This window comes from Phyllobacterium sp. OV277, assembly GCF_900104355.1.
In the GTDB taxonomy this organism is placed as follows: Bacteria; Pseudomonadota; Alphaproteobacteria; order Rhizobiales; family Rhizobiaceae; genus Phyllobacterium.
Genome location: NZ_FNIY01000002.1, coordinates 542,597 through 556,666 on the forward strand (window position 1 = coordinate 542,597; position 14,070 = coordinate 556,666).

General features: G+C 55.6%; 14 protein-coding genes. 6 read left to right on the forward strand and 8 right to left on the reverse strand.

The window, feature by feature from the left end:
* Window positions 1-14 precede the first annotated feature (14 nt).
* The gene (uxaC, locus tag BLU05_RS08585) at window positions 15-1,415 is read right to left on the reverse strand and encodes a glucuronate isomerase (protein ID WP_091879251.1); all 1,401 of its coding nucleotides are present in this window, start codon (window positions 1,413-1,415) and stop codon (window positions 15-17) included.
* A gap of 301 nt (window positions 1,416-1,716) precedes the next feature.
* Between uxaC and BLU05_RS08590 the strand changes: the two genes are divergently transcribed.
* From BLU05_RS08590 to gshB, 4 genes are all read left to right on the forward strand, one after another.
* A complete protein-coding gene (locus tag BLU05_RS08590) occupies window positions 1,717-2,493 on the forward strand; it encodes a GntR family transcriptional regulator (protein ID WP_091879252.1) in 777 nt (258 codons plus the stop codon).
* 34 nt (window positions 2,494-2,527) lie between these two features.
* A complete protein-coding gene (gene uxuA, locus BLU05_RS08595; RefSeq protein WP_091879254.1) occupies window positions 2,528-3,718 on the forward strand; it encodes a mannonate dehydratase in 1,191 nt (396 codons plus the stop codon).
* A 473-nt stretch (window positions 3,719-4,191) separates the two neighbouring features.
* On the forward strand, window positions 4,192-4,509 hold the full coding sequence (locus BLU05_RS08600) for a septal ring lytic transglycosylase RlpA family protein (RefSeq protein WP_175540577.1): 318 nt from the start codon (window positions 4,192-4,194) through the stop codon (window positions 4,507-4,509).
* A gap of 136 nt (window positions 4,510-4,645) precedes the next feature.
* On the forward strand, window positions 4,646-5,587 hold the full coding sequence (gshB, locus tag BLU05_RS08605) for a glutathione synthase (protein ID WP_091879257.1): 942 nt from the start codon (window positions 4,646-4,648) through the stop codon (window positions 5,585-5,587).
* Here gshB and BLU05_RS08610 read toward each other — a convergent pair.
* A complete protein-coding gene (locus BLU05_RS08610) occupies window positions 5,584-6,483 on the reverse strand; it encodes a LysR family transcriptional regulator (protein WP_091879258.1) in 900 nt (299 codons plus the stop codon). The genes gshB and BLU05_RS08610 overlap by 4 nt on opposite strands.
* A 148-nt stretch (window positions 6,484-6,631) precedes the next feature.
* Between BLU05_RS08610 and BLU05_RS08615 the strand changes: the two genes are divergently transcribed.
* Together BLU05_RS08615 and BLU05_RS08620 are read left to right on the forward strand one after the other, a co-directional pair.
* Window positions 6,632-7,513: an MBL fold metallo-hydrolase gene (locus tag BLU05_RS08615; RefSeq protein WP_091879260.1), complete on the forward strand. Its 882-nt coding sequence runs from the start codon at window positions 6,632-6,634 to the stop codon at window positions 7,511-7,513.
* A gap of 158 nt (window positions 7,514-7,671) precedes the next feature.
* Window positions 7,672-9,204, forward strand: coding sequence for a YifB family Mg chelatase-like AAA ATPase (locus BLU05_RS08620; protein WP_091879261.1), 1,533 nt, complete (start codon window positions 7,672-7,674; stop codon window positions 9,202-9,204).
* A gap of 61 nt (window positions 9,205-9,265) precedes the next feature.
* On the opposite strand, the gene BLU05_RS08625 is transcribed toward BLU05_RS08620, so the two are convergent.
* The 6 genes from BLU05_RS08625 to pmtA all read right to left on the reverse strand — a co-directional run bounded on the left by BLU05_RS08625 (window position 9,266) and on the right by pmtA (window position 14,039).
* Window positions 9,266-9,889 carry a transglutaminase-like cysteine peptidase gene (locus BLU05_RS08625; RefSeq protein ID WP_091879263.1) on the reverse strand — a complete coding sequence of 208 codons (624 nt, stop codon included), beginning with the start codon at window positions 9,887-9,889 and terminating at the stop codon, window positions 9,266-9,268.
* 333 nt (window positions 9,890-10,222) lie between these two features.
* Window positions 10,223-11,500 carry a polyhydroxyalkanoate depolymerase gene (phaZ, locus tag BLU05_RS08630; RefSeq protein ID WP_091879264.1) on the reverse strand — a complete coding sequence of 426 codons (1,278 nt, stop codon included), beginning with the start codon at window positions 11,498-11,500 and terminating at the stop codon, window positions 10,223-10,225.
* Between the two features lie 194 nt (window positions 11,501-11,694).
* A complete protein-coding gene (locus BLU05_RS08635; RefSeq protein ID WP_091879266.1) occupies window positions 11,695-11,982 on the reverse strand; it encodes a DUF1330 domain-containing protein in 288 nt (95 codons plus the stop codon).
* Between the two features lie 50 nt (window positions 11,983-12,032).
* A complete protein-coding gene (pyrF, locus tag BLU05_RS08640; RefSeq protein WP_091880185.1) occupies window positions 12,033-12,728 on the reverse strand; it encodes an orotidine-5'-phosphate decarboxylase in 696 nt (231 codons plus the stop codon).
* Between the two features lie 97 nt (window positions 12,729-12,825).
* Complete coding sequence (locus tag BLU05_RS08645; RefSeq protein WP_091879268.1) at window positions 12,826-13,407, reverse strand: NADPH-dependent FMN reductase; 582 nt, start codon at window positions 13,405-13,407, stop codon at window positions 12,826-12,828.
* A gap of 38 nt (window positions 13,408-13,445) precedes the next feature.
* A complete protein-coding gene (gene pmtA / locus BLU05_RS08650; protein WP_091879269.1) occupies window positions 13,446-14,039 on the reverse strand; it encodes a phospholipid N-methyltransferase PmtA in 594 nt (197 codons plus the stop codon).
* Window positions 14,040-14,070: the final 31 nt, after the last annotated feature.

Consider the following 14,070-nt stretch of genomic DNA (forward strand, 5'->3'; position numbering starts at 1 on the left):
TTGTCTGTTCTGTTTCAGAGACGGTAGGCCTGCTTGGCCAGCCGGTAGCTCAGATCATGGGCGACGTCATGCGCCTCATCCTCATTGAGCCGGTGGTCGGCAACAAGCCGCGCCAGATAGGCGCAATCGACACGGCGGGCCATGTCATGGCGGGCGGGGATGGAGAGGTAGGCGCGCGTATCATCATTGAAGCCGACGGTATTGTAGAACCCGGCCGTCTCCGTTGTCAGTTCGCGAAAGCGGCGCATACCCTCCGGGCTGTCGTAGAACCACCATGCGGGTCCAAGCCGCAAGGCGGGATAATGCCCGGCAAGCGGTGCCAGTTCCCGGCTGTAGCTGGTTTCATCCAATGTAAAGAGAATAAGCGTCAGACGCGGATCATTGCCAAAGGCATCAAGCAGCGGTTTCAGCTCCTCGACATAGCCGGTCGAGCGCGGAATGTCGGCACCCTTGTCAGGGCCGAAACCGGCAAATATCTGGGCATTGTGATTGCGGAAGGAGCCGGGATGAATCTGCATGACCAGACCGTCATCAATACTCATCCGCGCCATCTCAGTCAGCATCTGAGCCCGGAAAAGATCGGCATCGGCGCTGGAAACCTTTGCTTTAAGCACGCGCTCGAAGAGAGCCGTCGCATCGGCTAGAGAAAGATCGGCCGTGCGGGCATTGGGATGGCCGTGATCGCTTGAGGTGGCTCCGCGCGCTTTGAAATAGGCGCGCCGGTTGCGATGCGCTTCGAGATAGCCTTGGTAATCAAGGGACGTACCAGCAAGGGCAACGAGCTTTTCGACGTTCTTGAGAAAGCCCGGACGAGACGCATCAATGACCGCATCAGGCCGGTAGGCGGGAACCACGCGTCCCTGCCAACCGGATTTCAGGATCGTGTCATGGGCAGCAAGATCATCGGTGGCGGCGTCGGTTGTGGAGATCACCTCAATGCCGAACTGCTTGTAAAGCGCGCGCGGGCGCATGGATGGATCATCGAGTCTTTCGGCAATACGGTCATAGAGCTGATCCGCATTGGCTTCGGTCAGCCGCTCCTCAATACCGAAGACCGTTTCCATGGCATGCTCAAACCACAGGCGCGACGGCGTGCCGCGAAACAGGTACCAATGCTTGGCAAAGAGCCGCCATATTTTGCGCGCGTCGGTTTCGACCGGTCCGCCATCGTGACGCGGTACACCGAGATCCTCCAGCCTGATACCTTGAGAATAGAGCATGCGGAAAATATAATGATCGGGCTTGACGAACAGGCTGGCCGGATCGGGAAATGCCTCGTCATGCGCATACCAGAGCGGGTCCGTATGGCCGTGCGGTGAAATGATGGGCAGATGCTCGACTTCGGCAAAAAGACGCCGGGCAATGATGCGGGCATCGGCCTCTATAGGAAAAAGTCGGTCTGGATGGAGAGGCATTGTATGTCCTTGCTATTATCTACGGGCCAAGCGGATACAAGATGAGACGCGTACCAGCAGCGACGCCGTGAAATTGCCCGTCTCCGGGCGCTGTTCGTTTCGCATCCAATGTCCTGTTTGCCTTGTGAACATTCGGCTTTTGCGATCTTGGCGAAGAGTAAATAATAATATATTAGTATGTCAACTGGATCGATGTGCTCTGAAATCGTTTGCTTTGCGGCAGGAGACACTATGATTTCGCGCGGAATTCTACCATTCATTGCGGTAGATTCATTCGTGACACAGGAAATGGAGCGCTGGAATGACAGCACAGAACCGGGGAGAAAAGAGTTTGGCCGTGGCGACACTGGCTGAACCTGACACCTCAGCACGAGACAATGCAGCACGCTTTGCCAAGACAGGCGCACGCGGCGCACCGGCTGGGCGGATGACGACCGCTACGGCGATCTATCGCGAACTGCATGCGGCCATCGTTTCGATGCAGATGACACCCGGAACCGCTCTCAACGAAAAAGTGCTGACGGAACGTTTTGGTGTCAGCCGCACCCCCGTGCGCGAGGCATTGATCCGGCTTGTAGAAGACGGGCTTGTCGATGTTTTTCCACAATCGGGAACCTTTGTCGCCCGCATACCCGTTGCGCTCATTCCCGAAGCTGTGGTCATTCGTCAGGCGCTGGAGGGCGCGACTGTTGAGCGCGCTGCTGCGGTTGCCACGGCGAAAGACATTGAATGGCTAGACGAAATCCTTGCGCGTCAGCAGTTTTTTGCCGACCGGCAGAATATGAGCGCATTTCATGAGGCCGATGAAGCCTTTCATGAGGCCATAGCAGGCATTTCGGGCCATCCCGGTATCTGGCACTATCTGAAGCCGGTGAAAGTGCAGATCGACCGGGCCCGCAGGATGACTTTGCCAGCGCTTGGCCGCATGGAACACGTGCTGGCCGAACACCAGATCATCCGCAATGCCATCGAGAATCACGACGTACCGGCTGCCTGCGCGGCCATGAAACAGCATTTGAATGCCGTCATTCCCGATATTGATGAATTGAGAAAAAGCCATCCGGGTTCATTCGTCTGAGCCCGGCGATTACAAGAAAATGACGGAGGACTGAATGCGTCAGGCATGGAGATGGTTTGGCCCCAAAGCCGGTGTAACACTGGATAATGTGCGCCAAGTCGGAGCGACCGATATTGTATCGGCGCTGCACGAGGTACCGATCGGTCAGGCCTGGACCGAAAAACAGGTGCACGAGCGCAAGTCCCTCATCGAAACAACTCCCGCCGGGCGCATTCCGCTCACATGGTCGGTTGTCGAGAGCATTCCAATTCCCGATGCGGTCAAACGTCTTGGCGGTGCCGCAAAGCAGGAAATCGCGGCGTGGATCGCCAGTATGGAAGCGCTTGCTGCCAATGATATCCGTGTCATCTGCTATAATTTCATGCCTGTGGTCGATTGGTGCCGCACGGACCTCGATTATGTGACGCCGACGGGTTCAACCGCGATGCGGTTCGATCACAACATGCTCGCAGTGTTCGATCTGCATATCCTGCAGCGCAAAAATGCTGAAGCTGCCTATTCGCAGGCGGACAGGGACATTGCCGCCGCGCTTTATACAGAGATGAGCGGTCAGGAGATTGCGGACCTTACCCGCAATATCGCCAGCGCGCTGCCGGGCTCCACAACGGAGCCGCTGACCGTTCCGGCCTTCCGCGACAAGCTCGAAGCCTATGCGGGTATTGACGCCAACAAGCTGCGCCAGCATCTGATCGAATTTCTTGAAGCGGTTACGCCGGTTGCCGATAACCTCGGTGTCAAGTTGACCCTGCACCCGGATGATCCGCCCCGCCCGCTTTTCGGTCTGCCACGCATTGCCTCGACGGAAGCCGATTATGCTGCTTTGTTCGATGCGGTTCCGTCCCCAGCCAATGGCATGTGCTTCTGTACGGGAAGCCTCGGCGTCAGGGCCGATAACGACCTGCCCGCAATTGCCCGTCGCTTTGCCTCGCGCATCCATTTTTCACATCTGCGCGCGACCACCCGCGAAGGCGATGGCCGCAGTTTCCACGAAGCAGCGCATCTGGAAGGCGATGTGGATATGGTGGCCGTGCTGAAAGAACTGATCACCGAAGATCGCAAGCGAGACAAATCTGACAGTATTATCTTCCGGTCCGACCACGGTCATCGCATGCTTGATGACCTCAACAAAGAGGTCACGCCGGGCTATCCGGCCATTGGCCGCCTGCGTGGTCTGGCGGAATTGCGTGGCATTATTCACGCTCTGGAGGCTGTCCCGTCCCCCTGACCTTCTCTGTGACCCAGCTGATTTGAAGAGCCCCGGCATCGTCGCGTCGGGGCTTTTTCTATTTTAATTGTTAATTTTGATTAACTCTTTTGTACTCAAAAACAAGATTTCAGAGTCTTCGCTTAGTTTTTCGTTCAGTATTAATCACATTGTCGCCATATTTCGTCACGAACGGCCACAACACGCCAGTTGTTCCAAGCATCACTGATCACGTTTTGAGTCATAATAAGACGAATTTTTTGAATGACTTGGCTCATCTTGCGGGATTTGCTCGGGGATATTTCCTTATCGGGCCACCTCGAGGCCACATTTACCCAAAATAGAAGAGGCCACTCATTCACGTGACGATCTACTTGCCCAGGATCATTCTCAAGCGTGTGTCTTCAGTCTGGCAATTCCTGCCACGGGCCGTTTAAAGTGCGAATTTCAATATGGTCTCCATTGCAAGTATCCGTAAGGTACTTTCTGCAACCATGCTTCTTTTGATGTTTGGTATCGTTTCAGCAAATGCCGGTTCCGCCTGTGGTGGCGCTTCATGGTATGCTCTTCATTCCAAGACCGCCTCCGGCGAGAGAATGAACCCCTCCGCTCTCACTGCTGCTCATCGCACTTTGCCTTTCGGCTCCAAGGTGAAGGTCACCAACCAGCGCAATGGCAAGTCGATCGTCGTGCGCATCAATGATCGTGGTCCGTTCATCAAAGGCCGCGTTATCGACCTCTCCAAGGGCGCTGCAAACCGTCTCGGTTTTGTCGGTGCCGGCCATACCAATATCTGCATGGCCAAGCTCTGATACGACTTTCTGTACCCGTGCCTGACAGGTCCGGGTGCAAGCGTCCACGATATCTTGATCGCGGTTCAGGATTGACCTTGACCATTGAACGTGACATCGCCATGTCAACACTCCTAATCCTGTCGGGGGACGTTCCATGGCACTGAAAGTCGCGGTCCAGATGGACCACATCAATTCTATCCGGATCGCAGGCGATACGAGCTTTGCTTTGTGCCTCGAGGCACAGGCGCGCGGCCACACGCTCTATCACTACACGCCCGATAGGCTGAGCATGCGCGATGGCGTCGTTCGCGCCCGCGTTGAAGAGCTGAAGGTTCGCGACATCGAAGGTGATCATTTCACTCTCGGTGAACAGATCTCGCGCGATCTGTCGGAAATGGATGTGGTGCTGCTGCGGCAGGACCCGCCTTTCGACATGAACTATATTACGACAACCCATCTGCTTGAGCGCATTCACCCGAAAACGCTTGTCGTCAATGACCCGGCCTGGGTGCGCAACAGCCCGGAAAAAATCTTTGTCACGGAATTCCCTGACCTTATGCCGGATACGCTGATCACCAAGGATCCGCAGGAAATCATGAATTTCCGCAAAGAGTTCGGCGATATCATCCTCAAGCCGCTTTACGGCAATGGCGGCGCCGGTGTGTTCCATCTTGCTGATGGCGACCGCAATCTGACATCGCTTCTGGAAATGTTCGGTCAGATGTTCCGCGAGCCAATCATTGCCCAGCGTTATCTCAAGGACGTGCGCGCAGGCGACAAGCGCATCATCCTGATCGACGGTGAACCTGTCGGCGCGATCAACCGCGTTCCTTCGGAAAGTGATGCCCGCTCCAACATGCATGTGGGCGGCAGGGCTGAAAAAACCGAGCTGACGGAGCGCGAACGCGAGATTTGCGCACGCATCGGCCCCTCTTTGCGTGAACGCGGCTTCATCCTCGTCGGCATCGATGTCATTGGCGACTACATGACCGAGATCAACGTCACGTCACCCACCGGCGTGCGCGAAGTGAAGCGCTTTGGCGGCGCCGATATTGCAGCGCTGTTCTGGGACGCGGTGGAAGCCAAGCGACGCTAACTGCGCCGTTCACGTTCCATCGCTTCAAGAATATCGACAAAGGCGCGCACGCGCGCCGGCCGGAACTTTGCCGGCGGGTAAACCGCATGAATTCCGCCAGATGGCAGTGACCAATCAGGCAAGATTTGCACCAACCGGCCACCGGCAATATCATCAGCCACCTGATAGTCGGGCATAACGGCAAGTCCGATGCCCGCCAGCACGCAGACATAGCTGGCTTCAGTGCCATTGGCTGTTACAACGGGCTTGCCTGTGATAGTCACGGTTTTGTCCGCGCTTGAAAACAACCAGCGCAGCGGCTCCTTCAACGCGCCATTGGCGATCCATTTCGCGTCTTCCAGAACTTCTGGATGATTGGCAGAACGCATTCGTGCGGCATAGGCGGGCGAACAGACGAGATGCTGTTCGAAAGTGCCGATGCGCCTGGCCTGCGCGCTGGAATCCTCCAGCCAGCCGACGCGGATCGACAGATCCAGTTCGTTATCGACCAGATCGAATTTGACGTCGGTGAATTTCAGATCGACCTTCATCTGCGGATAACGCTCAAGATAGATTGCCACGGCTGGCGCCACGATTTTCGCGCCATAATCCAGCGGCGCGGTCAGCATCAGTGTTCCCGCGGGTGTGCCCGTCTCGGATGAAACCTCATCAATCGCATTCTCCGCCTCGCGCAGAACAATGATACAACGCTCATAGAAGCGGCGTCCTGCCTCGGTCGCCCGTAATCGCCGCGTGGTGCGGATGAGAAGCGCTGTGCCCAGTTCCTCCTCCAGCTTCGACAATTGATGACTGACGACAGCCTTGGCCACCCCAAGCCGGTCTGCTGCGGCCGTAAAGGACCCCATATCGACAACAGTGACGAAATAGATGAAGCGATTGAAACTGACCGAAGGCATGGCGCACTCTATTATCTGATTTAATCAGACAGTTTGTCTCTTTGATCAGGATTTTTCAAGAAACCTTTCCGTGTCAGTGTTCGGCCTCACACCGAGAAACCGATTAAGGAATGAAACTGTGCGAACCCTTCTGACAAGACGCGATACGATGAAATCCATTCTGGCTGCCAGTGTTGTGGCCGCTCTTCAGCCACTCGGCACCTTGGCTGCAAGAGCCGCTGCGAAACTGGAATGGACTTATTTTCAGGCGGATGAGAATGGTTTTCGCCGCACGCCGGTGCTGTTGACCGGTGAAAAGGAAGCGATATTGCTTGATGGTGGATTTACGCTGTCCGACGGGCGGGTTGTCGCCGATGCCATCAAGGCCACCGGCAAGACGCTGACGACGATTTATGTCAGCTGCAGCGATCCCGACTATTATTTTGGTCTGCGTCCTATCGTTGATGCTTTCCCGAAGGCAAAGGTGATTGCTGCCACCGCGACGGTCGAGGCTATCAAGGGTAATGTACAGGGCAAGCTTGATGTCTGGGGCCCGCAGCTCAAGGACAATGGCCCGAAAATATTGGCCGATGTCGTCATCCCGGAAGCATCAGATGTGGCTTTGCTTGAGCTTGAGGGTAACAAGATAGAAGTGATAAATGTCAAGGACCTGAAAGATCGCCGCTATCTCTGGGTGCCAAGCCTTGAAGCGATTTTTGGCGGCGTTCTGATATCATCAGGTGTCCATGTCTGGGTTGCGGATGAACCGACAGCTGACGACCGGAAGAAGTGGATTGCGGCACTTGATGAAATCACTGCCCGTAAGCCTAAGATTGTTGTGCCATCCCATCAGGCTACCGATGCGCCGCAGGGTGTTGGTGCGGTGAAATTCACCCGCGACTATCTCGAGACATTCAATACCGAAGCTGAAAAAGCCAAGACGAGCGGCGAACTGATCTCGGCAATGAAAACGCATTACCCTGACCTTCTCGATGTCTCGTCGCTCGAGCTTGGTGCCAAGGTTGCCAAGGGCGAGATGAAGTGGGGCTGATTGCGCCTATCCTCAGCTGATAAGGCAGCGCCAGCCTGATCGCTGGTGCTGCTTTCCTTGCGTTCCCCTAACGTTCTTGTCATGCCGCGCAAATTGTGATGAGGTGCCATTATTGGCACTATTCATTTTTTTAACGCGATATTTTCAAGGAACGATTGATGGTCACCCGCGTGCGTACCGTCGCATTTCAGGGCATTGAGGCCCAACCTGTCGATGTGCAGGTCATGATCTCTCCCGGTAAAATGGGCATCCACATTGTCGGCCTGCCAGACAAGGCGGTGGCTGAAAGCCGTGAGCGCGTGCAGGCGGCGCTGCATGCTTCAGGGCTTTCCCTGCCGCCGAAGAAGGTGACCGTCAATCTCGCTCCGGCAGACCTGCCGAAGGAGGGTAGCCATTACGACCTGCCGATCGCCGTGGGTTTGATGGCGGGGCTTGGCGCCATGCCCGCCGATGCGCTGCAATCCTACGTCGTGCTTGGCGAGTTGTCGCTTGATGGAACGATCACCCATGTGGCAGGCGTCCTGCCCGCGGCAATCTCCGCCAACCGGCAGGATCGCGGTTTGATCTGTCCCGCTCCCTGCGGTCCTGAGGCGGCATGGGCGGGCGAGGACATCGATATTTTGGCACCGCGCAGCCTCATCAGCCTTGCCAATCATTTTCGCGGCCATCAGGTACTATCGCGCCCTGAGCCTTCCATGCACGCCAATGCACCAGATCTGCCCGATCTGGCAGATATCAGAGGTCAGGAAAGCGCCCGACGCGCACTGGAAATTGCCGCCGCAGGCGGTCATAACCTTCTCATGATCGGCCCGCCCGGTTCAGGCAAGTCCATGCTGGCGCAGCGGCTTCCCTCCATCCTGCCGCCACTCCTGCCGCGCGAACTTCTCGAGGTCTCCATGATTGCCTCGGTTGCCGGTCAATTGCTGGGTGGTAAACTGACGGATCGACGACCCTTTCGTGCGCCGCACCATTCTGCCTCCATGGCTGCTATGGTGGGTGGTGGGATTCGTGCCCGGCCGGGCGAAGTCTCTCTGGCACATCGCGGCGTGCTGTTTCTTGACGAGTTTCCGGAATTCACACCACAAGTGCTGGACTCCCTGCGCCAACCGCTTGAAACCGGAGATTGCATGATCGCCCGCGCCAATCACCGTATTTCCTATCCGGCGCAAATCCAGCTCGTGGCTGCCATGAACCCCTGCCGCTGCGGCATGGCCGGTGAACCGGGGCATCGCTGTGCCAGAGGACCGCGCTGCCAGCAGGATTATCAGGCACGCGTTTCCGGGCCATTACTCGACCGCATCGATCTTCGTATCGATGTTCCCGCCGTCAGTGCGGTCGATCTCATCCACCGCCCGGCTTCGGAGAGTAGCGCCTTTGTTGCTGTACGGGTCGCCCGTGCCAGAGACGTCCAGAAGCGGCGTTACGAAGCATTGGGATTTCCCGCCGTGACAATGAATGCTCATTGCCCCGTCGCGCTGATTGAGGAGGTGGCGCAATGTGACAAGGCGGCCCTCACGCTGTTACAGCAAGCAGCAGAACAAATGCGCTTCTCCGCACGCGGCTATCACAGGGTTCTCAAAGTTGCGCGAACGCTGGCCGATCTGGAAGGGATTGAAGCTGTCGGGCGTATTCACGTGGCGGAAGCGATTTCATACCGCATGGCGCAGGATGCGGCCAATCAAGCCGCCTGAATCAGAAAAAAGAAAATGCCGGACTTTCGATCCGGCATATCTTGAATGCTTTGGCCTCGATTTAGCGGACCGAACCCACAAGGATATTGCTTGGTGCTTCGATGCTGACCCAGCGGCCGGTGTTGTTCGTGGCCTGACGCTTGAGGTAGGTATATTCGGTTTCCGACCAGTTCTTGACGCTATCGGCAAGGTTATCGAGGACGAAATCACCGGTATCGGTGCGTACGGTCAGAACCGCATGACCTTCGCCATCAGGCTTGCGCACCACGGTGATCAGAAGATCAGCCGGTGAAATGCCCGCCTGCATCAGTTCGCGGCGCTTTTCCAGGACATAGTCTTCACAATCACCAACATTGCCGACCTTGTCAGGATAGCCCCAATATTCCTCGACACCGTAAATTTCCATATCTGTCAATGGCTTGACAGCCTGGTTGACATGGCTGTTGACGTTGACGATCAGTTCCCAGAAATCACGGGTCATCTTGGCTGGAGCAACATTGCGGCTACGCACCGAGCACTCGTCCGGCAGGCGCTTGCAGAACTCATAATGACCGATTGGCTGGGATGTCAGGCCGCCGGTCTGCATGAAAGGTTCGGCTGCGGAAGCGGTATTTGCGATGAGCACACCAGCGAAAAATGCCGCTGCGAACCCCATCGACTTCAAAATCTTTACCGCTCCGAACATGCTTTACTCCGAACCCAACCAGCCTTCGTTAACAAAACGTTAATGTCGGGAGGGGATATGAGTCAATCACAATGGCGCCACGATCCCGCCATTGTTAATATATGGTTAAAATTTGAACTTCCTAGATTTTGACGAAAATTTGAGAGTTGTATGCCGCGAGCACTTGCAACCAGCAGGAGATTTAGCTGTTACGTCCCGCCTGAGTAAAATCCACGGCCTTATCAGCAATTATTTGAATTTATTGATTTTTATCGAATAATTTGAAGGTCACAACGAGCAAATGCCGGAAGAACCAGTCTTCCGGCAATTCAATTTTATGCTCTAAAACTGTGTTCAGCCGCGAACGCGTTTGCCGATCGGCGTCACATTGCTCTTGCGATTGGCCTGAGCGTGATCATTAACAAATTTGACAATACGTGGTGCAATTTCAGCACGGAACCGCGATCCATTGAACACGCCGTAGTGGCCAACCTTATCCTGCAGATGGTGCATGCGCATGTGATCAGGGATATTCACACACAGGGTTTGGGCGGCTTTGGTCTGGCCGACACCCGAAATGTCGTCGTTCTCACCCTCAACAGTCAGAAGGGCAACCGTGCGGATTGACGAAGGGTCGACCAGCTTGCCGCGATGGGTCATTTCGCCCTTGGGCAGGGACTGTTTGACAAAAACCGTATCGACCGTCTGCAGATAGAATTCTGCGGTCAGATCCATCACGGCCAGATATTCGTCATAGAACTCGCGGTGTTTGTCAGCGGAATCGCCATCTTCCTTGACAAGATGCATGAAGAATTCCTTGTGCGCCGTGATATGGCGGTCAAGATTCATGCTCATAAAGCCGGAAAGCTGCAGAAAGCCGGGATAAACGTCACGCATGAAGCCCGCATGCGGCCATGGCACCGACATGATGACATTGTCGCGAAACCAGTTGATGCCCTTTTCCTCGGCCAGAATATTGACCGCTGTCGGGTTCTTGCGCGTGTCGATTGGGCCGCCCATCAGTGTCATGCTTGATGGGGCAAACCTGTCGCCATCGGCTTCCATGATGGATACTGCTGCAAGAACTGGGACGGATGGCTGACAGACGGCCACCACATGGGTGTCTTCCCCCAGAGCGTGAAACATTTTGATGACGTAATCAATGTAGTCATCGAGATCGAAACGGCCTGCACTCAGCGGCACGGAGCGCGCGTCAACCCAATCGGTAATGTAGACTTCGGCATGGGGCAACAGCGCCTCGACCGTCCCGCGCAGCAGCGTCGCGTAGTGACCGGACATGGGCGCAACAACGAGAATCTTTGGATCAGCTGCACGCTTGGACGACAGTGCGCGCTTGAAGTGGATCACATTGCAGAATGGTTTCGACCAGACGATCTTCTCGCGGATTTCCACCTCTTCACCATCCACGACGGTCGTCGGGAGGTTGAAAGCAGGCTTGGCATAGGCGCGTGTCGTGCGCTCGAACAGCTCGCAGCCAGCGGTGATGGAACGGCCGATAATCGTTTGCGATAAAGGATTGAGCGGATTGTCGTAGAACAGCTTGGTTGCGTCCGCCAAGGCCCGGTACGGCTGCAGGGCGGCATGATTAAGTTCATAAAGCTGGTAGAACATTCCACTGTCCGATCATATCAACACAACGGCGATCTCAAAAACATGATCATCAAAGATGAATATGTTCTTGACGGGAGGATAACCCTAGCCGGTTTAATTGATATTGCAATGCAACAAAAGGATTAGTGGGGAGAAAGATGTTCACAAATGTCTGTGCAGGCGCAACATAAATTGCGCACTGCACAGGTAAAGGGTCAGGCACCTTCGACAATGACCATCTCGCCTTCGGCATATTGCTGCCGGATGGCTTTGGCGGCCTGATATTCCGGTGAGTTGTAGCAGTCGAGCGCGTGCTGCACCGACGGAAACTCGATCACGACATTGCGGGCGCGCACGGTACCTTCAAGCTGATGATATGTGCCGCCGCGTGCCAGAAAATTCGCGCCGTAACGCTCAAAGGCCGGTTTTGCTGTCGCTATGTAACCCTTATAGCCTTCCGCGTCCTTCACATCGATACGCGCTATCCAATATCCCTTGGCCATAATTCCTCCCAAACTACACGAGCGGTTCGCCCGAACTCCGGCAGATTTGATCAGACACCCGCCATTTCGGCAAGGATCGCTTCAGCCGCAACCTTCGGATCGGCGGCGCTGACGATTGGACGAGCAACAACGAGATGGCTTGCACCGGCACGCAGGGCATCGGACGGTGTCATGACGCGTTTCTGATCACCAACATCGGCGCCCTTTGGCCGGATACCGGGGGTGACGACAGCAAGATCGGGACCGACGATTTTGCGCACAGCAGAGGCCTCCGCAGCGGAGCAGACTATGCCGCCCATTCCCGCACGCAGCGCCTGTTCCGCCCGGATCAGCACCAGCGTGTGCGGATCATGTTCATAACCGGCATCAATCATGTCCTGCTGGTCCATGGAGGTGAGCACGGTGACGCCAAGCAAGCACAGATCTGAACCGCGCGCTGCTTCCACAGCGGCCTTCATTGCCTTGGGATAGGCATGGAGTGTCAGCATGGAAACGCCCATCTTGACAATGTTCTCGACACCCTTTGCGACCGTATTGTCGATATCGAGGAGCTTCATGTCCAAGAAGACTTTTTTGCCTGACTGGACAAGCTCCGTTGCAAAACCGAGGCCGCCGGCGAAGGCCAGCTGATAGCCGATTTTATAGAAGGATACCGTATCCCCGAGGGTGCTGACGATATCGCCTGCCGCCTTCAGGTCAGGCACATCAAGGCCTACGATGAGGCGATCGCGCAAAGCCGCTTCCATCATGACAAACCACCTTTTCCGTTGATCGCCATCCCATGACACACCAATGCGCGATAGGGAAGATCAGAACAGCAAAAGTGCAGACAAAAGCGGCCTGTTAACGGGTTTTTGCCAGCCTTGCGTGATCAATCAGCGACTGGCAGGTTCGTTCCATGGCTCTGGTGGTCCGGCTATCGTGGAAGGAGCCTTCTGCTGCAAAGGCCTCGTGGGCATGGGCAACCGAACATTGCTCGCTGATAATCTGCGTTCCCACATTCATCAGAACCGACCGCAAATGATAGAGGCCACGAATACCGGCGAAATTGCCGTCGGATGATGAACAGAGCGCAACAATCTTGCCCGCATAGGGCTTAAGAGGCTTTTCACCGTCCCTGGAAATACGGCTGACCCAATCAATGGTGTTTTTCAGAAGCGGTGGGATGGAGGAATTATATTCAGGCGAGGCAATCAGAATGCCGTCATGGGCTGCAAACAGCCGCCCGAGCTTCATGGCGTTTTCCGGGATGCCTTTTTCGGACTCCAAATCCTGATCCATGATGGGTAGCGGATAATCGATCAGGGCAAGGCGTGTCACATCAGCACCCAGAGCCGCCAATGTCTTCGTCGCAACATCAGCAACCTGGCCACTGAAAGCACCGGTACGATTCGAACCTGCGAAAACAAGGATCTTCGGCAGCATATGGTTCCCTTCGGGGGTCAAACGGCGAAAGCAGGTTATCAGGCGTGGCGGTAAATCCACAGGCGGGCGGGCGGCACATTGCGGATGATGAAATCGAGATGCTCGATTTTGTAATTACCGCGACCGGCAGGAACCGGCGACATCGGGCCGTAAGTGATCTGAACAATCGGACGGCCATGTGGAACCCGGCGCAGCAGGTCCTCGATAATCTTCACGCGGTCACCAACCGGGAAATTCAAAAGCGGCACCGCCGAGACGACCGAATCAAACATCTGTCCCTTGTGCTCGCCAAGTGTCTTGTCGAGATTGAAGGCATCGCCCTCGATAATATTCACACCGGGGAAATCTTCGCGCAAATGTTCGGCAAAATCTGCGGAATATTCAACGCAGAAGAGGTTTTCAGGTGTAACGCCGCGATTGAGGATCGCGCGCGTGATTACGCCAGTGCCCGGCCCAAGCTCCAGAACAGGCAGACCGGAATGGGGATTAACGACACTGGCCATACGGCGCGCCGTGATGGAACTGGTCGGGAGAATTGAACCCACTGCCTTCGGACCATGCATCCAGCCCTTGAAAAAGCGGATTTCCTCGCCGAATCTCTCAGCGAGTTTCTTTCCCAGTGGTCGTGTCATTCCCATCCTCCCGTCGCATATTGACAGATTT

Bases quoted from the DNA above. Each gene is read 5' to 3' on its own strand.
- uxaC (WP_091879251.1), bottom strand. From the start codon at position 1,415: ATGCCTCTCCATCCAGACCGACTTTTTCCTATAGAGGCCGATGCCCGC.
- BLU05_RS08590 (WP_091879252.1), top strand. From the start codon at position 1,717: ATGACAGCACAGAACCGGGGAGAAAAGAGTTTGGCCGTGGCGACACTG.
- uxuA (WP_091879254.1), top strand. From the start codon at position 2,528: ATGCGTCAGGCATGGAGATGGTTTGGCCCCAAAGCCGGTGTAACACTG.
- BLU05_RS08600 (WP_175540577.1), top strand. From the start codon at position 4,192: ATGCTTCTTTTGATGTTTGGTATCGTTTCAGCAAATGCCGGTTCCGCC.
- gshB (WP_091879257.1), top strand. From the start codon at position 4,646: ATGGCACTGAAAGTCGCGGTCCAGATGGACCACATCAATTCTATCCGG.
- BLU05_RS08610 (WP_091879258.1), bottom strand. From the start codon at position 6,483: ATGCCTTCGGTCAGTTTCAATCGCTTCATCTATTTCGTCACTGTTGTC.
- BLU05_RS08615 (WP_091879260.1), top strand. From the start codon at position 6,632: ATGAAATCCATTCTGGCTGCCAGTGTTGTGGCCGCTCTTCAGCCACTC.
- BLU05_RS08620 (WP_091879261.1), top strand. From the start codon at position 7,672: ATGGTCACCCGCGTGCGTACCGTCGCATTTCAGGGCATTGAGGCCCAA.
- BLU05_RS08625 (WP_091879263.1), bottom strand. From the start codon at position 9,889: ATGTTCGGAGCGGTAAAGATTTTGAAGTCGATGGGGTTCGCAGCGGCA.
- phaZ (WP_091879264.1), bottom strand. From the start codon at position 11,500: ATGTTCTACCAGCTTTATGAACTTAATCATGCCGCCCTGCAGCCGTAC.
- BLU05_RS08635 (WP_091879266.1), bottom strand. From the start codon at position 11,982: ATGGCCAAGGGATATTGGATAGCGCGTATCGATGTGAAGGACGCGGAA.
- pyrF (WP_091880185.1), bottom strand. From the start codon at position 12,728: ATGGAAGCGGCTTTGCGCGATCGCCTCATCGTAGGCCTTGATGTGCCT.
- BLU05_RS08645 (WP_091879268.1), bottom strand. From the start codon at position 13,407: ATGCTGCCGAAGATCCTTGTTTTCGCAGGTTCGAATCGTACCGGTGCT.
- pmtA (WP_091879269.1), bottom strand. From the start codon at position 14,039: ATGACACGACCACTGGGAAAGAAACTCGCTGAGAGATTCGGCGAGGAA.